This is a genomic window from Roseateles sp., from assembly GCF_019237615.1.
Taxonomy (GTDB): Bacteria; Pseudomonadota; Gammaproteobacteria; order Burkholderiales; family Burkholderiaceae_C; genus Pelomonas.
Genome location: NZ_JAFAGT010000001.1, coordinates 168,775 through 185,057 on the forward strand (window position 1 = coordinate 168,775; position 16,283 = coordinate 185,057).

General features: G+C 68.6%; 17 protein-coding genes and 1 pseudogene. 17 read left to right on the forward strand and 1 reads right to left on the reverse strand.

Annotated features, from left to right (window positions below):
* The first annotated feature begins 63 nt into the window (after positions 1-63).
* From tsf to JOY88_RS00900, 17 genes are all read left to right on the forward strand, one after another.
* Positions 64-957, forward strand: a complete 894-nt coding sequence (gene tsf / locus JOY88_RS00820) for a translation elongation factor Ts (RefSeq protein WP_293499495.1) — start codon at positions 64-66, stop codon at positions 955-957.
* 83 nt (positions 958-1,040) lie between these two features.
* Positions 1,041-1,751 carry a UMP kinase gene (gene pyrH, locus JOY88_RS00825; RefSeq protein WP_293499496.1) on the forward strand — a complete coding sequence of 237 codons (711 nt, stop codon included), beginning with the start codon at positions 1,041-1,043 and terminating at the stop codon, positions 1,749-1,751.
* A gap of 28 nt (positions 1,752-1,779) precedes the next feature.
* Positions 1,780-2,340, forward strand: coding sequence for a ribosome recycling factor (gene frr, locus JOY88_RS00830; protein ID WP_293499497.1), 561 nt, complete (start codon positions 1,780-1,782; stop codon positions 2,338-2,340).
* A complete protein-coding gene (uppS, locus tag JOY88_RS00835) occupies positions 2,337-3,077 on the forward strand; it encodes a polyprenyl diphosphate synthase (RefSeq protein ID WP_293499498.1) in 741 nt (246 codons plus the stop codon). The genes frr and uppS overlap by 4 nt, the downstream gene beginning before the upstream one ends.
* A 13-nt stretch (positions 3,078-3,090) precedes the next feature.
* Positions 3,091-3,927 carry a phosphatidate cytidylyltransferase gene (locus tag JOY88_RS00840; RefSeq protein ID WP_293499499.1) on the forward strand — a complete coding sequence of 279 codons (837 nt, stop codon included), beginning with the start codon at positions 3,091-3,093 and terminating at the stop codon, positions 3,925-3,927.
* A complete protein-coding gene (gene ispC, locus JOY88_RS00845) occupies positions 3,924-5,093 on the forward strand; it encodes a 1-deoxy-D-xylulose-5-phosphate reductoisomerase (RefSeq protein WP_293499500.1) in 1,170 nt (389 codons plus the stop codon). The genes JOY88_RS00840 and ispC overlap by 4 nt, the downstream gene beginning before the upstream one ends.
* Positions 5,090-6,451, forward strand: a complete 1,362-nt coding sequence (gene rseP / locus JOY88_RS00850; protein ID WP_293499501.1) for an RIP metalloprotease RseP — start codon at positions 5,090-5,092, stop codon at positions 6,449-6,451. The genes ispC and rseP overlap by 4 nt, the downstream gene beginning before the upstream one ends.
* Before the next feature lie 81 nt (positions 6,452-6,532).
* Positions 6,533-8,779: an outer membrane protein assembly factor BamA gene (bamA, locus tag JOY88_RS00855; RefSeq protein ID WP_293499502.1), complete on the forward strand. Its 2,247-nt coding sequence runs from the start codon at positions 6,533-6,535 to the stop codon at positions 8,777-8,779.
* A gap of 2 nt (positions 8,780-8,781) precedes the next feature.
* Positions 8,782-9,288, forward strand: a complete 507-nt coding sequence (locus JOY88_RS00860) for an OmpH/Skp family outer membrane protein (RefSeq protein ID WP_293499503.1) — start codon at positions 8,782-8,784, stop codon at positions 9,286-9,288.
* Between the two features lie 11 nt (positions 9,289-9,299).
* Positions 9,300-10,328, forward strand: coding sequence for a UDP-3-O-(3-hydroxymyristoyl)glucosamine N-acyltransferase (gene lpxD, locus JOY88_RS00865; protein ID WP_293499504.1), 1,029 nt, complete (start codon positions 9,300-9,302; stop codon positions 10,326-10,328).
* The gene (gene fabZ, locus JOY88_RS00870) at positions 10,325-10,792 is read left to right on the forward strand and encodes a 3-hydroxyacyl-ACP dehydratase FabZ (RefSeq protein ID WP_293499505.1); all 468 of its coding nucleotides are present in this window, start codon (positions 10,325-10,327) and stop codon (positions 10,790-10,792) included. Before lpxD ends, fabZ begins: the two co-directional genes overlap by 4 nt.
* Before the next feature lie 13 nt (positions 10,793-10,805).
* Positions 10,806-11,594: an acyl-ACP--UDP-N-acetylglucosamine O-acyltransferase gene (gene lpxA, locus JOY88_RS00875; RefSeq protein WP_293499506.1), complete on the forward strand. Its 789-nt coding sequence runs from the start codon at positions 10,806-10,808 to the stop codon at positions 11,592-11,594.
* A gap of 5 nt (positions 11,595-11,599) precedes the next feature.
* Positions 11,600-12,727, forward strand: a complete 1,128-nt coding sequence (gene lpxB / locus JOY88_RS00880; RefSeq protein ID WP_293499507.1) for a lipid-A-disaccharide synthase — start codon at positions 11,600-11,602, stop codon at positions 12,725-12,727.
* On the forward strand, positions 12,699-13,316 hold the full coding sequence (gene rnhB / locus JOY88_RS00885) for a ribonuclease HII (RefSeq protein WP_524539169.1): 618 nt from the start codon (positions 12,699-12,701) through the stop codon (positions 13,314-13,316). Before lpxB ends, rnhB begins: the two co-directional genes overlap by 29 nt.
* A complete protein-coding gene (locus JOY88_RS00890) occupies positions 13,313-14,089 on the forward strand; it encodes a TrmH family RNA methyltransferase (RefSeq protein ID WP_293499508.1) in 777 nt (258 codons plus the stop codon). Before rnhB ends, JOY88_RS00890 begins: the two co-directional genes overlap by 4 nt.
* A gap of 64 nt (positions 14,090-14,153) precedes the next feature.
* On the forward strand, positions 14,154-14,318 hold the full coding sequence (gene hemP, locus JOY88_RS00895) for a hemin uptake protein HemP (protein WP_293499509.1): 165 nt from the start codon (positions 14,154-14,156) through the stop codon (positions 14,316-14,318).
* A gap of 70 nt (positions 14,319-14,388) precedes the next feature.
* Positions 14,389-15,582 carry a DUF2325 domain-containing protein gene (locus tag JOY88_RS00900; protein ID WP_293499510.1) on the forward strand — a complete coding sequence of 398 codons (1,194 nt, stop codon included), beginning with the start codon at positions 14,389-14,391 and terminating at the stop codon, positions 15,580-15,582.
* Between the two features lie 472 nt (positions 15,583-16,054).
* Here JOY88_RS00900 and JOY88_RS00905 read toward each other — a convergent pair.
* A pseudogene (locus JOY88_RS00905) lies at positions 16,055-16,283 on the reverse strand (hypothetical protein); the annotation flags it as partial.

The following is a 16,283-nucleotide window of genomic DNA, read 5'->3' on the forward strand; positions in this document are numbered from 1 at the left end:
TCCATCCTGCATTGAAAGGGGCCGTCACGGCCCCTTTTTCTAAACGAGATCTGGAGAAGAGAAATGGCTGCTATCACCGCAAGCATGGTGGGCGAACTGCGCGCCCGCACCGACGCCCCGATGATGGAGTGCAAGAAGGCGCTGACCGAGGCTGACGGCGATCTGGCCCGCGCTGAGGAGATCCTGCGCGTCAAGCTGGGCAACAAGGCCGGCAAGGCCGCCTCGCGCATTACCGCCGAGGGTGTGGTGGCCGCTGCCGTCGTGAACGGCAATGGCGCCATGATCGAAGTGAACTGCGAGACCGACTTCGTCTCGAAGAACGACGCATTCCTGGCCTTCGTCGGCGCGCTGGCCGGTCTGGTCGCCGAGAACAACCCGGCCGACGTGGCCGCGCTGTCGGCCCTGCCGCTGTCGCAGGAAGGCTTCGGCCCGACCGTGGAAGACGTGCGCAAGGGCTTGATCGGCAAGATCGGCGAGAACATGACGATCCGCCGCTTCCAGCGCTACGTCGGCAGCAAGCTGGCCACCTACCTGCACGGCACTCGCATCGGCGTGGTCGTCGAGTTCGAAGGTGACGACGTCGCCGCCAAGGACGTGGCCATGCACATCGCCGCCATGAAGCCGGCCGCCCTGTCGGGCGCCGACGTCTCGGCCGAACTGGTCGAGAAGGAGCGCAAGATCGCCACCGAGAAGGCTGCCGAGTCCGGCAAGCCGGCCGACATCGTCGCCAAGATGGTCGAGGGTTCGGTGCAGAAGTTCCTGAAGGAAGTCAGCCTGCTGGACCAGGTCTTCGTGAAGGCTGCTGACGGCAAGCAAACCGTGGGCGCCCACCTGAAGTCGGTCAACACGACGGTCAAGGGCTTCACGCTCTACGTCGTGGGCGAGGGCATCGAGAAGAAGGTCGACGACTTCGCGGCCGAAGTGGCGGCCCAGGTGGCGGCTGCAAAGGGTCAGTAAAGACTCTTGCGAAATGAAAGGGCGCCAAGTTGGCGCCCTTTAAACTTCTGGGCCATCAGCGGCCCCCATTCACTGAGGACACCATGCCCGCGTACAAGCGCATCCTGCTCAAACTCTCCGGCGAGGCCCTGATGGGCGACGACGCCTATGGCATCAACCGCGCGACCATCGTACGCATGGTGCAGGAAATTCGCGAAGTGACGCAGCTGGGCATCGAGGTGGCGGTCGTCATCGGCGGCGGCAACATCTTCCGCGGCGTGGCCGGCGGCTCGGTCGGCATGGACCGCGCGACGGCCGACTACATGGGCATGCTGGCCACGGTGATGAACTCGCTGGCCCTGGCGGACACGATGCGCCAGGAAGGCATGACGGCGCGCGTGATGTCGGCCATCGCCATCGAGCAGGTGGTCGAGCCTTACGTGCGCCCCAAGGCGCTGCAGTACCTCGAGGAGGGCAAGGTCGTCGTCTTCGCGGCCGGCACCGGCAACCCCTTCTTCACGACCGACACTGCCGCCGCGCTGCGTGGCGCCGAGATCGGCGCCGAGATCGTGCTGAAGGCCACCAAGGTCGACGGCGTCTACTCCGCCGACCCCAAGAAGAACCCCGAGGCGACGCGCTACTCGCGCATCAGCTTCGACGAGGCCATCACCCGCAATCTGCAGGTGATGGACGGCGCTGCGTTCGCGCTGTGCCGCGACCAGAAGCTGCCGATCAAGGTCTTCAGCATCTTCAAGCCCGGCGCGCTGAAGCGCGTCGTGCAGGGCGAGGACGAGGGCACGCTGGTCCACGTTTGAAGACGAACCAACCGAGACGACAGAGATCATGAGCACTGCAGACATCAAGAAGAACGCCGAAGCCAAGATGGCCAAGTCCGTCGAGTCGCTGAAGGGCGAACTGCACAAGATTCGCACCGGCCGCGCCCACCCCGGCATCCTCGATCAGGTCAGCGTCGACTACTACGGCTCCATGGTGCCCATCTCGCAGGTGGCCAACGTCACGTTGCTGGATGCCCGCACCATCTCCGTCCAGCCCTGGGAGAAGGGCATGGGTGCCAAGATCGAGAAGGCCATCCGCGAGAGCGACCTTGGCCTGAACCCGGCCTCGCAGGGTGACCTGATCCGCGTGCCCATGCCTCCGCTGACCGAGGAGCGCCGCAAGGACCTGACCAAGGTCGTGCGCAATGCCGGCGAGGATTCCAAGGTGGCCGTGCGCAACCTGCGCCGCGACGCCAACGAGCAGGCCAAGAAGCTGCTCAAGGACAAGGAAATCGGCGAGGACGATGAGCGTCGCAGCCTCGACGAAGTGCAGAAGCTCACCGACCGCGTGATCGCCGAGATCGACAAGCTGATCTCGGCCAAGGAAGCCGAGATCCTGGCGGTTTGAGCGCGGTCCTCACCGTGTCGCGAGAACGCCCCGCGCCGCCGCGCCATGTGGCCATCGTCATGGATGGCAATGGCCGCTGGGCCAAGAAGCGCTTCCTGCCGCGCTTCTTCGGCCACAAGGCGGGCGTGGACACGCTGGTCAAGGTCGTGCAGGCCTGCATAGACCGCGACATCGAGCACCTGACCGTATTCGCCTTTTCCAGCGAGAACTGGAAGCGCCCCAGCGACGAGGTTTCGGGCCTGATGGGCCTGGTGCTGGCCGCCGTCAGCCGCTATCTTGCCAAGATGGGTGCAATGGGCGTGCGCATCCGCATCGTCGGCGACCGCGATGCGGTGTCCGACAAGCTGCGCAATGCCTGGAACGAGGCCGAGACCAGCACCGCCCACAACAGCAAGCTGACACTCAACGTCGCCTTCAACTACGGCGGTCGCTGGGACATCGTGCAGGCCTGCCGCAAGGCCATGGCTGCCGGTGTGACGCCCGAGGAGCTGACCGAGGCCCGGCTGACGGAGTTCATGGCCATGGCCTACGCGCCCGACCCTGACCTCTTCATCCGCACCGGCGGCGAGGTGCGCATCAGCAACTTCCTGCTCTGGCAGGCGGCCTACACCGAGTTCGTGTTCTCCGACTGCCTGTGGCCGGAGTTCGGCGACCGCGAGCTGGATGCGGCCATCGCCGCCTTCCATGAGCGCGACCGCCGCTTCGGCGGCGTCAAGGAAGCGGCCGCCGCGGCCTGAACCGGATCCCCTCATGCTGAAGACCCGCGTCATCACCGCCGTCGTGCTGCTGGCCGTCCTGCTGCCGGTGCTCTTCCAGGCCTCGCCCTGGCCCTTCGCCTGGGTGACCGTCGCCCTGATGGGGGCGGCCGGCTGGGAATGGGCGCGGCTCAATGGCCTGCCGGGCACAGGTGCCCTGGCGGCCGGCGTGGCGCTGGCGCTGGCCTGCGTCTGGACGCTGCTGATCGGCGGCCTGGATGCGCCGCCGGCCTGGATCTGGTCCCTGGCCAGCCTCGTCTGGGTGCTGGGCGGCGCCTTCGCGCTGCGCGGCGGCCCGGCTGGTTGGCCGCGCATCGCGCGCGGAACCCGGCTGGTGCTCGGCGCCTTGCTGCTGTGGGGCGCCTGGCTCGCCATTGCCCAGGCCAAGGTGCATGGCATCAACTTCATCCTGTCGGTGTTCTGCCTCGTCTGGATGGCGGACATCGCCGCCTACTTCGGCGGCCGCGCCTTCGGTCGGCGCAAGCTCGCGCCGGCCATCAGCCCGGGCAAGAGCTGGGAGGGCGTCTGGAGCGGCCTGGCCGGCGTCATCCTGCTGGGCTTCACCTGGGTGCATGTCATCGACGTGAAGCTGGCCGTGGATTCGCCCAGCCTCTACACGCTGCTGGTGCAGCGCCACGGCTGGGTGTCCCTGCTGGCCCTGGTCTTCCTGGCCGCGATGAGCGTCGTCGGCGACCTGTTCGAGTCCCTCGTCAAGCGCGCCGCCGGCGCCAAGGACAGCAGCGGACTGCTGCCCGGCCATGGCGGTGTGCTGGACCGCATCGACGCGCTGCTGCCGGTGTTCCCGCTGGCCCTTGCCCTGATCAGCCTATGAACCGCCGCCAACGCGTCTGCGTGCTGGGATCCACCGGCTCCATCGGCGTCAACACGCTGGACGTCATCGCCCGCCATCCCGATCGCTACGAGGTCGTCGCGCTGAGCGCGATGAGTCGCGTCGACGAATTGCTGCAGCAATGCCTGACCTGGAAGCCGCGCTTCGCCGTCATGCCCCTGCGCGGGGCAGCCGCCGAACTGCGCACGCGGCTGCGTGAGGCCGGCAGCCCGACCGAGGTGCTGGACGGCGCCGCAGCTCTGGCTGACATCGCAGCCCACCCGGACGTCGACACCGTCATGGCCGCCATCGTCGGCGCCGCCGGCCTCGCGCCGGCCATCGCCGCGGCCCGGGCCGGCAAGCGCCTGCTGCTGGCCAACAAGGAGGCCATCGTCGTCGGCGGCGCGCTCTTCATGGCCGCGGTGGAGCAGGGCGGCGCCACGCTGCTGCCCATAGACAGCGAGCATTCGGCCATCTTCCAATGCCTGCCGGAGGACCGTGCCACCTGGCACGAGCGCATCGACCACATCGTCTTGACCGCCTCCGGCGGTCCCTTCCGCAGCCGCGACCCGAAGACGCTGGCCGACGTGACGCCCGACCAGGCCTGCGCCCACCCCAACTGGGTCATGGGTCGCAAGATCTCGGTGGACTCGGCCACGATGATGAAAAAAGCGCTGGAGGTCATCGAGGCGCGCTGGCTGTTCAACCTTGCTCCCGAGCAGATCCGGGTGCTGATCCATCCGCAGAGCATCATCCACTCGATGGTGGTCTGCCGCGACCAGTCGGTGCTGGCCCAGCTCGGCACGCCGGACATGCGCGTACCCATCGCCTATGGCCTGTCCTTCCCCGAGCGCATCACCTCGGGCGCCGGCCGGCTGGACCTGCTGACGACGCCCAGCCTCTCGTTCGAGGAGGCGGACGCCGTGCGCTTCCCCGGTCTGCACCTGTCCTGGCAGGCGCTCAAGGCTCCCGAGGGCAGCACCACGGTGCTGAACGCAGCCAACGAGATCGCCGTCGACGCCTTCCTGAACGGCCGTCTGCGCTTCGACCGCATCCACGCGGTCAACTCGCAATGCCTGGCCGACGTTCAGCCCGGTGACTGCGCCAGCATCGAGGCGCTGCTGGATCTTGACGCCCGCGCCCGCGCCCACGCGACCCGACTGCTGTGACCACCCTGATCGCCTTCCTTGCCGCGCTGGCCCTGCTGATCGCGGTCCACGAATGGGGCCACTACCGCGTCGCGCGGGCCTGCGGCGTCAAGGTGCTGCGCTTTTCCATCGGCTTCGGCCGCGTGCTGTGGCGCCGCGTCGGCCGCGATGGCACCGAATTCACGTTGAGTGCGCTGCCGCTGGGCGGCTATGTGCGCATGCTGGACGAGCGCGACGGCGCCGTCGCGCCGCAGGAGCGTGAGCAGGCCTTCAACCAGCGCCCGCTGCGCCAGCGTGCGGCCATCGTCGCTGCCGGCCCGGCGGCCAACTGGGTGCTGGCCGTGCTGCTGTTCGCAGCCGTGGCCTGGCTGGGCAGCGAGGTGCCCAAGGCCGTGCTCGGCACGCCGCCGGCGGGCTCCCTGGCCGAACGCGCCGGCCTGCATGCCGGCGACTGGGTGCGCGCCACATCGTCCGACGGCCAGCAATGGCAGGACGTGGCCTCCCTGCCCGAGCTGCAGTCCGCCATCGTGCGCGCCCAGGCGCTGGGCGAGCCGCTGCAGCTGTCGGTCACCGGCGCCCAGGGCCATGGCTCGCGCAGCGTCCACCTGGAGACCGAACGCCTGGCCGGCCGGGCGCCGGATGCCAGCCTGTTCAACGAAATCGGCCTGGCGCCGCTGGCCGAGCCGCTGCTCCGCCAGGTCGGCGCCGGCGGCGCAGGCGCGGCGGCCGGCCTGCAGGCGGGCGACCGTGTGCTGTCCATCGACGGCCAGCCCGTACCCGACGCCGGCTTCCTGCGCGACGCCATCCGCCGCGCCCATGACGGCGAGCGGCCGCGCACGATGGCCTGGCGCGTCGATCGCGGTGGCCAGGCCGTCGAACTGCTGGTCACGCCGCGGCTGGCCGACGACGCCGGGCAGCGCGTCGCGAAGCTGGAGATCGTTGTCGGCGCGCCGCCCGAGCGCGTGTTCGTCAGCTATGGGCTGGTCGACGGCCTGTGGCGTGGCGTCGAGCAGAGCTGGGACATGGCGGCCACGACCGTGCGGCTGCTGGGCCGCATGCTGGTCGGCGAGGCCTCGCTCAAGAACCTCAGCGGCCCACTGACCATCGCCGACTACGCCGGCCAGTCGGCCCGGGCCGGCCTCGCACCCTATCTGGACTTCCTCGCCAAGATCTCGCTCAGCCTCGCGGTGCTGAACCTGCTGCCGCTGCCGATGCTGGACGGCGGGCACCTCATGTATCATCTTTTCGAGGGTCTGAGTGGCCGCCCCGTCTCCGAATGGTGGCAACGGCAACTGCAGCGCGCTGGTGCGCTGATCCTGATGCTGATGATGGCCTTGGCCCTTTCCAACGACGTCGCCCGCTTCGCGGGTTGGCACTGAAACTCCCCGTTCCCCATGTCCTTTTCTTTCAGTTCGGGAGCGAAGCGTCGCCCCTCACTCCTGGCTTTGGCTCTCGTGGGGATGTTCCAGTCGGGCGCCGCCTGGGCGGTCGATCCGTTTGTCCTGAAGGACATCCGTGTCGAAGGCCTGCAGCGCACCGACCCGGGCACCGTGTTCGCGTCGCTGCCCTTCCGCATCGGCGACACCTACAACGATGAGAAGGGCGCAGCTGCGCTGCGCGCGCTGTTTGCCACCGGCCTGTTCAAGGACGTGCGCATCAGCATCGACGGCAGCGCCGTCGTCGTCATCATCGACGAGCGCCCCATCATCGCCAACGTCAACTTCGCCGGCCTGAAGGAGTTCGACACCGAGGCGCTGACCAAGTCGCTGAAGGATGTCGGCATCGGCGAAGGCAAGCCCTTCGACAAGGCGCTGGCCGACCGCGCCGAGCAGGAGCTCAAGCGCCAGTACCTGACGCGCAGTCTCTACGGCGCCGAGGTGACGACGACGATCACGCCGATCGAGCGCAACCGCGTCAACGTCAGTTTCAACGTGACCGAGGGCGAGCCAGCCAAGATCGCCGAGATCCGCATCCTGGGCAGCAAGGTGTTCTCCGAGAGCACGCTGCTGGGCCTGCTGGAGCAGACCACGACCGGCTGGCTGACCTGGTACACCAAGACCGACCGCTACTCACGCGCCAAGCTGAACGCGGACCTGGAAACCATCCGCAGCTACTACCTGAACCGCGGCTATCTGGAGTTCAACGTCACCTCCACGCAGGTGACGATCTCGCCGGACAAGCAGAGCATCAGCATCGCCATCACCGTCAGCGAGGGCCAGCCCTACACGGTCACGGGCATCAAGCTCGAAGGCGACTACCTGGGCCGCGAGGAGGACTTCAAGCACCTCGTCTACCTCAAGCCCGGCCAGCCCTACCAGGGCGAGGCCGTCGCGACGACGACGCGCGCCTTCAGCGATCTGTTCGGCACCTATGGCTACGCTTTCGCGCGGGTGGACAGCAAGCCCGAGATCAACCGCGAGACCGGCCAGGTGGTCGTCACCTTCGTCGCCGAGCCGCAGCGCCGCGTCTACGTGCGCAAGGTCATCCTGTCGGGCAACTCGCGCACGCGCGATGAGGTCATCCGCCGCGAGTTCCGCCAGTTCGAGGCGGCGTGGTACGACGGCCAGAAGATCAAGGCTTCGCGCGACCGCGTCGAGCGCCTGGGCTACTTCAAGGACAAGGAAGTCACCATCGACACCCAGGAGGTGCCGGGCGCACAGGACCAGGTCGACGTGATCCTGACCGTCGTCGAGCGTCCCACCGGCGCCATCACGGTCGGCGCCGGCTATTCCAGCCAGACCAAGCTGTCCTTCACCGGCTCCATCCGCCAGGACAACGTCTTCGGCTCGGGCAACTACCTCGGCATCGACGTGGCCACGGCAAGCACCGGCCGCCAGCTGCAGGTCAGCACCGTGGACCCGTACTTCACGGTGGACGGCGTGTCGCGCGCCATCGACGTGTTCTACCGCACCACCAAGCCGATCAACACGCTGGGTGAGGAGTACCAGTACATCACCAAGGGCGGAGCGATCCGCTTCGGCGTGCCCTTCTCCGAGGTCGACACCGTCTTCTTCGGCGTCGGCTACGAGCAGACCAGCATCACGACGTCCAAGGGCCTGCCCAACAGCTACTTCCTGTTCGCCAACCAGTTCGGCCAGCGCAGCAACTCCGTGCCGCTGACCATAGGCTGGCAGCGCGACAGCCGCGACAGCGTCATCACGCCGATGAGGGGGCGCTACCAGCGCGTCAACGTCGAGGCCAGCGTCATCGGGGACGCGCAGTACGCGCGCGCCAACCTGCAGTACCAGCAGTACTTCGAGATCACCAACAAGATCACGCTGGGCCTCAACAGCGAACTGGGCTGGGGCGTGGGCCTGGGCGGCAAGCCCTACCCGATCTTCAAGAACTTCTACGGTGGCGGCCTGGGCTCGGTGCGGGTCTTCGAGGCCGGCTCGCTGGGTCCGGTCGACGTGACCGGCTCCTACAGCGGCGGCAACCGTCGCGTCAACGTCAATGCCGAGCTCTATCTGCCGGTGCCCGGCAGCGGCAACGACAAGAGCTTCCGCATCTTCGGTTTCATGGACGCCGGCAACGTCTGGGGCGAGAAGGAGAAGCTCCAGTTCGACAGCATCCGTGCGTCGGCGGGTCTGGGCCTGTCCTGGATCTCCCCGATGGGGCCGCTGCGCCTCAGCTATGGCCAACCTATCCGCAAGCAACGCACGGATAGAATCGAGAAATTCCAATTCCAGATCGGGACTGCATTCTGATGATGAGCAAGCTCTTGCAATCGGTGGCTCTGGCCGCTTCGATGATGGTGGCCGCCTCGGCCGTGCAAGCCCAGGAACTGAAGATCGGCTACGTCAACAGCGAGCGGGTGCTGCGCGAGGCCAACCTGGCCAAGACCGCACAAGCCAAGCTGGAAGCCGAGTTCGGCAAGCGCGAGAAGGATCTGCGCGACCTGGAAACGAAGCTGCGCGGTGCCGCCGAGAAACTGGAGAAGGACGCGCCGACGCTGTCCGAGAACGAGCGCAACCGTCGCCAGCGTGACGTGGTCGAGCAGGAACGCGACCTGCAGCGCAAGCGCCGCGAATGGCAGGAAGACCTGAACCAGCGCAAGCAGGAAGAACTGTCCGCCGTGGTCGACAAGGCCAACCGCGTGATCAAGCAGATCTTCGACGCCGAGAAGTACGACCTGATCCTGCAGGACGCCATCCACTTCAGCGCCCGCGTCGACATCACCAAGAAGGTGATCGACCAGCTGAACGCGCAGAAGTAAGCCGGTCCGACATGAGCCCGACGCCCGTCGCGCTCTCCGAACTGATCGCCGCCTTGGGCGGCGATTTGCTTGGTGGCGCCGAAATCCGCATCGCCGGCATTGCGCCCCTGGACGAGGCGGGCGCGCAGAGCATCAGCTTTCTCGCCAATCCGCGCTACCAGGCGCAGCTCGCCACGACGGCGGCCGCCTGCGTCATCGTCGCGCCCGCCCTGGCCGAGGCGGCCGCGGCCCGTGGCGCGGCCATCGTCACGCCCGACCCCTACCTGTACTTCGCGCGCCTCACGCAATGGTGGGCGGCGCGCACGCGTCCGACGCCCGAGGCCGGCGTGCATCCGAGCGCCATCGTGTCGCCGGACGCCCGGTTGGGGCAGGGTGTGAGCATCGGCCCGCTGGCCGTCATCGAGGCCGGTGCAGTCATCGGCGACCATGCCAGCATCGGTGCGCACAGCGTCGTGGAGCGCGGGGCGACGGTGGGCGAGCACACGAGGCTCGCGCCGCGCGTCGTGCTGGGCCATGGCTGCCGCATCGGCGCGCGCGGCATCATGCACAGCGGTGTCGTCATCGGCGCCGACGGCTTCGGCTTCGCGCCGAGCAAGAACGGCTACGTGAAGATCGAGCAGTTGGGCAACGTGACCATCGGCGACGACGTCGAGATTGGCGCCAACACCTGCATCGACCGCGGCGCGCTTGCCGACACCGTCATCGAGGATGGCGTGAAGCTGGACAACCTGATCCAGATCGCCCACAACGTTCACATCGGCCGCAACACGGCCATGGCCGGCTGCGCGGCGGTTGCGGGCTCGACGCGCATCGGCGCCAACTGCACCATAGGTGGCGCGGCCAACATCGTCGGTCACCTGACGCTGGTGGACGGCGTGCACATCTCGGCCGCGACGACGATCACGCGCAGCATCACCGAGCCGGGCGTCTACAGCGGCCCCCACCCCTTCGAAGAAAATTCCAGCTGGCAGAAAAACGCGGCAACGCTGCGCCAGCTCCATACCCTGCGCGACCGTGTGCGCGCGCTGGAGAAGAAATGAACGACGAGATCCAACCCCTGACGATGGACATCCACGAGATCCTGAGGCGCCTGCCGCATCGCTACCCCATCCTGCTGGTGGACCGCGTTGTCGAGCTGGTCAAGGGCGAGCGCATCCGTGCGATCAAGAACGTCTCCATCAACGAGCCCTTCTTCCTCGGCCATTTCCCGCACCGCCCGGTGATGCCCGGCGTGCTCATCCTCGAGGCGCTGGCCCAGGCCGCGACGCTGCTGGCCCTGCGCAGCATGGACATGGTGCTGGACGAGAAGTCGGTCGTGTACTTCGCCGGCATCGACGGTGCGCGTTTCAAGCGCCCGGTGGAGCCCGGCGACCAGCTCGTGCTGGAAGTGACGCTGGGCCGCGCCAAGGCCGGCATCTACAAGTTCACCGCCAGGGCCCTGGTGGGCGACCAGGTCGCGGCCGAGGCCGAGCTGATGTGCACGATGCGCCGCATCGAGGCCTGACCCCGCGCTTCAGATGGCCATCCACCCCACCGCCATCGTCGACCCCGGCGCGCAACTTGACAGCAGCGTCGAGGTCGGCGCGTACTCGCTGATCGGCCCGCACGTGAAGATCGGCGCCGGCACCAAGATCGGCCCGCACGTCGTCATCGAAGGCCACACGACCATCGGCTGCGACAACCGCTTCTTCCAGTTCAGCTCCATAGGCGCAGCCAACCAGGACAAGAAGTACGCCGGCGAGCCGACGACGCTGGTCATCGGCGATCGCAACACCATCCGCGAGTTCTGCACGCTGAACGTCGGCACGGTGCAGGACCGCGGCGAGACGACGGTGGGCAACGACAACTGGATCATGGCCTACTGCCACCTGGCCCATGACGTCGTCCTCGGCAACGACTGCGTGCTGGCCAACAACGCGACGCTGGCCGGCCATGTGCAGGTGGGCGACTGGGTGACCGTCGGCGGCCTGACTGGCGTGCTGCAGCGCATGCGCATCGGCGATCACGCGATGATCGGCTTCCAGGCCCATGTGGCCCAGGACGTGCCACCCTTCATGACGGTGGACGGCAACCCGCTGGCAGCGCGCGCGGTCAACGTCGTAGGCCTGAAGCGCCGGGACTTCAGCGCCGAGCGCATCGCCGTCATCCGCCAGATCTACAAGCTGCTCTACCGCAGCGGCCACACGCTGGACGAGGCCAAGGCGGCCATCGCGGCGCTGCGCGGCACGGACGGCGGCGGCGCCGATGGCGACATCGACAACATGCTGACCTTCCTCGCCGCCTCCACGCGCGGCATCGTGCGCTGAGCTGAATGACCGGATCCGCGCCACGCTTCGGATTCGTGGCCGGCGAGGCCAGCGGCGATCTGCTGGCCAGCCTGCTGCTGCAAGGCCTGCGCGCGCGCTGGCCGGCGCTGACCTCGCAGGGCATAGGCGGTCCGCGCATGATCGCCCAGGGCTTCGAGACCTGGTGGCCGCACAGCAAGCTGTCGCTGTTCGGCTATGTGGATGTGCTGATGAACCTGCGCGAGCTGCTGGCCATCCGCCGCCGACTCGGCACGCGCCTCATCTCAAGCCGCCCCGACGTCTTCATCGGCGTAGACGCGCCGGACTTCAACTTCGGCCTGGAGACGCGGCTGCGCGAGGCGGGCATCAAGACGGTGCACTTCGTCTGCCCATCCATCTGGGCCTGGCGGCCCGAGCGCGTCGAGACCATCCGGCGCGCGGCCGACCATGTGCTGTGCCTGTTCCCGTTCGAACCCGAGATCCTGCACCGGGCCGGCATAGGCGCGACCTACGTGGGCCATCCGCTCGCCGACGCCATCCCGATGGACGTGCCGCGCGTCGCCGCCCGCGAGGCCCTGGCGCTGCCGGAAGGCGACACCGTCATCGCGCTGCTGCCCGGCAGTCGCCGCAGCGAGATCAACTACATCGCGCCGGCGCTGATCGGCGCGGCGCGGCTGCTTGCCGGGCCGGGCCGCCGTTTCGTGATGCCCATCGTGCCGGGCCTGCGCGGCCTCGTCGAGCCCATGCTGGGCGGTGCCGACATCCGGCTGGTCGACGGCCAGTCCCACGCGGCGCTGGCGGCCTGCGACCTGACGCTGGTGGCCAGCGGCACGGCCACGCTGGAGGCGGCACTGTTCAAGCGGCCCATGGTTGTCGCCTACCGCATGAATGCGCTGAACTGGTGGCGCATGAAGGGTAGGGGCCTGCTGCCCTGGGTGGGCCTGCCCAACATCCTGGCGCGCGACTTCGTCGTGCCTGAGCTCATCCAGCAGGACTGCACGCCCGAGAACCTCGCCCGCGAGGCCGAGGGCCTGCTCGCCGACGCGCCGCGTTGCGCGGCCCTGCACGAGCGCTTCATCCAACTCCACGAGCTGCTGCGGCAAGACACCGCGCGGCGTGCCAGCGATGCCATTGCGACGCTCATCGGCGCCTGAGCAGGGCGCGCTCGACTGGACGCCACCCGGCCTCGTCGCCGGCGTGGACGAGGCCGGCCGAGGGCCGTTGGCGGGGCCGGTGTTCGCGGCGGCCGTCATCCTCGACGACCTGCAGCCGATCGCTGGCCTGGCCGATTCCAAGGCGCTGACGGCGGCCCGGCGCGCGCGTCTGTATGACGAGATTCGTGCCAAGGCGCTGTGCTGCTGCATCGCCCACGCGACGACCGAGGAGATCGACCGCATCAACATCCTGCAGGCCACGATGCTGGCCATGCAGCGTGCCGTCAACGGCCTGCGCCTCAAGCCCGCCCTGGTGCGCGTCGACGGCAACCGCCTGCCGGTGCTGCCGATGCCGGCCGAGGCCATCGTGAAGGGCGATGCCACGGTGCAGGCCATCTCGGCCGCCAGCATCCTCGCCAAGGTGGCGCGCGACCTGTTCTGCCAGCAGATGCACGAGAGCCATCCGCAGTACGGCTTTGCCACGCACAAGGGCTATGGCACGCCCGAACACCTCGCCGCGCTGCGCGAGCATGGCGCCAGCCCCTGGCACCGGCGCTCGTTCGCGCCGGTGCGGGAGAACCTCCGATGAGCGCTCAGATCCAGCACATCACCTCGCGCGACAACCCCGCGCTCGTGCGGCTGCGCAAGCTGACGGCCGACGCCGGCGGCTACCGCAAGACCGGCAGCGTCTGGATCGAGGGCGACCACCTGCTGCGCGCGGCGCTGCAGCGCGGCTGGACGCCGTCGCTCGTCGTGCTGACCGAGGCCGCGATGCAGGACGCGCGCCTGGCCGCGCTGGCGGAGGCCGCGCCGCGTGCGCTGGTCGTGCCCATGGCCCTGTTCAAGGCCCTCAGCGGCCTGGAGTCGCCGGCCCAGATCGGCGCCGAGCTGACGCTGCCCGTGGCGCCCGCCATCGTCCCCGACGCCGCCAGCGTCGTGCTGGACCGGCTGCAGGACGCAGGCAATGTCGGCGCCATCCTGCGCAGCGCGGCGGCCTTCGGCGTGCGCCAGGTGCTGGCCCTGAAGGGCACGGCGGCGCTGTGGTCCCCCAAGGTCGTGCGTGCGGGGCAGGGCGCCCATTTCGGGCTGCGCCTCGTCGAGGGCCTGGCGGCCGACGACCTTGCCGCGCTTGCGGTGCCGCTGATCGCCACCAGCTCGCACACCGAGCATGTGCTGAACCGCGTCGCGCTGCCGTCGCCCTGCGCCTGGGTCATGGGCCACGAGGGCCAGGGCGTGTCGCCCGCGCTGATGGCGCGCTGCGCGTTGACTGTGGGCATCCCGCAGCCGGGCGGCGAGGAATCGCTGAACGTCGCCGCCGCGGCGGCTATCTGCCTCTACGAAAGCCAGCGCCAGCACGGCTGACGCGGCCCTCGGTTCCAGGCGTTTGCGACTTGCAATCGAGAATGATTCTCATTACAGTCACGCCATGCTGCCCGTCGCCCCCTCGCCCAAGCCCCCGGGACAGAACCAGGCCCGTTACCTCGACAGCGCGACGCTGCTCGGCCCGCGTGGCGAGGTCTTCATCGTCCACCAGCAGCAGGTCTACCGCCTGCGCGTCACGGCCCAGGGCAAGCTCATCCTGACCAAGTAGGGGCCACGCCGCCCCGCCCCCAACGCGCCAGCCAGCCGCCGCCCGCCCGCGCCTCGCATGGAGATCCGCCATGGCCGATACCTGCTGCGCCGCGCATGCCAGCGTCCCTCCCGCCCCGGGCTCGCGCCGTCGCCGCCTGTGGGAGCTGGGAAGCCATGCCCATTGCCCCGTCGTCGGCGTCTGCGTGCCGCTGGAGCGCGTGCGCCAGCTTGCCAGGAAGCTGCAGGGCGACGAGGACGACTACACGCTGCACTGCAGCCTCGTCACGGCCGCCGCGCGCCGCAACGCGGTGTCCGAGGCCTTGCAGAAGGATCTGGAGCAGCGCTTCGCGCCGGACCTGCGCAGCGCCGGCCAGGCCAAGTGCCGCGACGCGCTGATGAGCTGGTGGCGTGCCCGCGCGGTGCAGGGCGAGGCTGTTGCCGGCGCGCTGTGGGCGACACTGACCCATGCGCGCTGCGACGACTGGCTGGAGATGCGCGTGCTGGGCCAGGTGCACATGCTGCAGCATCAGCTCGGCGCCGCGCAGCGCGTGGACCTGGCCCGCCACCGCGAACTGGTCGCCGAGCACCAGGCGCTGGCGCGCGACTACGCCGAGGTGCAGCAGCGCGTGACGGCCTGGAGCGTGGAACGCGCCCGCGAGCAGCAGGCCTGGGAGCAGGAGCGCATGCAGCAGCGGGCGCTGCACATCGGCTTGCAGACCCAGCTGGCGCAGGCGCAGGAGCTGCTGCAGTTGTGGCAGGGCAGCCGCCCGGACCTGCCCGAGCGCGAGGCTTTGCGCGAGCGCCTGGCCGAGCAGGTGGAGCGCAACCAGACGCTGCAGCGCGAGCTCAACCGGCTTGCGGTGCGGGCGCCCGTGGCGGGCGAGCCGTCCCGGGCCGAGCCGGCCGCGCCGCCGGAGGAGGCCGAGACCGTGACGCTGCTGAACCGCGTGGTGCTCTGTGTCGGCGGGCGCGGCGGCAGCGTGCCGCAGTACCGGCAGGCCGTGGAGGGCTGTGGCGCGCAGTTCCTGCACCACGATGGCGGCAGCGAGCACCGACCGGCGCAGCTGGAGCCGCAACTGGCTGCGGCCGACCTCGTCATCTGCCAGACCGGTTGCATCAGCCACGACGCCTACTGGCGCGTCAAGGATCATTGCAAGCGTCACCACAAGAAATGTCTGTACCTTGAGTCGCCGAGTGCGAGCGGCCTTCGGCGCGCGTTAGGTTCGCTGAGTGCGGGGGAGCGTGCGGAAGCAGCTGCCCACCAAGCCGGCCAGAACGACTGAGTCAGTCTGGCCGGCTTGGTTACCGCATCAGGCTGCAAGCGGCGTGGAAGCAGCGCATTGGCGTGCCGGTTTCGCCCGCCGGGCGGGCGACCACACCAGTCACGGCGACACGGCGTTCACCGTCCCGATGTTCGACGAGTTCATGAAGCGCATCATGCCTGGTGAGGCCTGGAGGTAGGCCACGCTATGAGCGACCAACATCATGTGGGCGACGAGTCCCGCCTCAGCGGGTGAACACCCTGAGGTCCGCTTCCGCTTCAGAGCCGCCCTCCGCTAATCAGAGCGCAATTCTTGTGTTCCCTCGGCAATCTGCAATGGCAACCAGATCGCGGGTATAGATCCCGTCGGCCGCAGCAAGAGTTGCGTCTTCGTCGACACGCTAGGCCGAGGCGCGTTCGAGCGTGCGCTGGCGCAGGCAGCGGCTGAGGGGTGGCACCGGCCGCCTGAGGTGCAGTCCTCAGAGCCATCCCTTTCAAGGTCTTTTCCCGAGGGCTAGTTTGAGCACACGGGCGGTGGAGACATGGGAGCGAGCAATGGAGCCTTCGACATAGCCCCTGGCTTGTTCCGCCTTGGGCGCGCGCTTGGAAGTGGCCAGTTGCTTGGGGCTCATGCGCTCGGCCAGCAGCAGCAGGCGCTCGACAAGCTGGCCAGGATCGTCATCCGCGCCCAGCCATTGTTGGCTCGGCACGATGCGCAGCATC

What these genes read in the sequence shown, in the direction of transcription:
- tsf (WP_293499495.1), top strand. Translation starts at nt 64, where the DNA reads ATGGCTGCTATCACCGCAAGCATGGTGGGCGAACTGCGCGCCCGCACC.
- pyrH (WP_293499496.1), top strand. Translation starts at nt 1,041, where the DNA reads ATGCCCGCGTACAAGCGCATCCTGCTCAAACTCTCCGGCGAGGCCCTG.
- frr (WP_293499497.1), top strand. Translation starts at nt 1,780, where the DNA reads ATGAGCACTGCAGACATCAAGAAGAACGCCGAAGCCAAGATGGCCAAG.
- JOY88_RS00840 (WP_293499499.1), top strand. Translation starts at nt 3,091, where the DNA reads ATGCTGAAGACCCGCGTCATCACCGCCGTCGTGCTGCTGGCCGTCCTG.
- ispC (WP_293499500.1), top strand. Translation starts at nt 3,924, where the DNA reads ATGAACCGCCGCCAACGCGTCTGCGTGCTGGGATCCACCGGCTCCATC.
- bamA (WP_293499502.1), top strand. Translation starts at nt 6,533, where the DNA reads ATGTTCCAGTCGGGCGCCGCCTGGGCGGTCGATCCGTTTGTCCTGAAG.
- JOY88_RS00860 (WP_293499503.1), top strand. Translation starts at nt 8,782, where the DNA reads ATGAGCAAGCTCTTGCAATCGGTGGCTCTGGCCGCTTCGATGATGGTG.
- lpxD (WP_293499504.1), top strand. Translation starts at nt 9,300, where the DNA reads ATGAGCCCGACGCCCGTCGCGCTCTCCGAACTGATCGCCGCCTTGGGC.
- fabZ (WP_293499505.1), top strand. Translation starts at nt 10,325, where the DNA reads ATGAACGACGAGATCCAACCCCTGACGATGGACATCCACGAGATCCTG.
- lpxA (WP_293499506.1), top strand. Translation starts at nt 10,806, where the DNA reads ATGGCCATCCACCCCACCGCCATCGTCGACCCCGGCGCGCAACTTGAC.
- lpxB (WP_293499507.1), top strand. Translation starts at nt 11,600, where the DNA reads ATGACCGGATCCGCGCCACGCTTCGGATTCGTGGCCGGCGAGGCCAGC.
- rnhB (WP_524539169.1), top strand. Translation starts at nt 12,699, where the DNA reads ATGCCATTGCGACGCTCATCGGCGCCTGAGCAGGGCGCGCTCGACTGG.
- JOY88_RS00890 (WP_293499508.1), top strand. Translation starts at nt 13,313, where the DNA reads ATGAGCGCTCAGATCCAGCACATCACCTCGCGCGACAACCCCGCGCTC.
- hemP (WP_293499509.1), top strand. Translation starts at nt 14,154, where the DNA reads ATGCTGCCCGTCGCCCCCTCGCCCAAGCCCCCGGGACAGAACCAGGCC.
- JOY88_RS00900 (WP_293499510.1), top strand. Translation starts at nt 14,389, where the DNA reads ATGGCCGATACCTGCTGCGCCGCGCATGCCAGCGTCCCTCCCGCCCCG.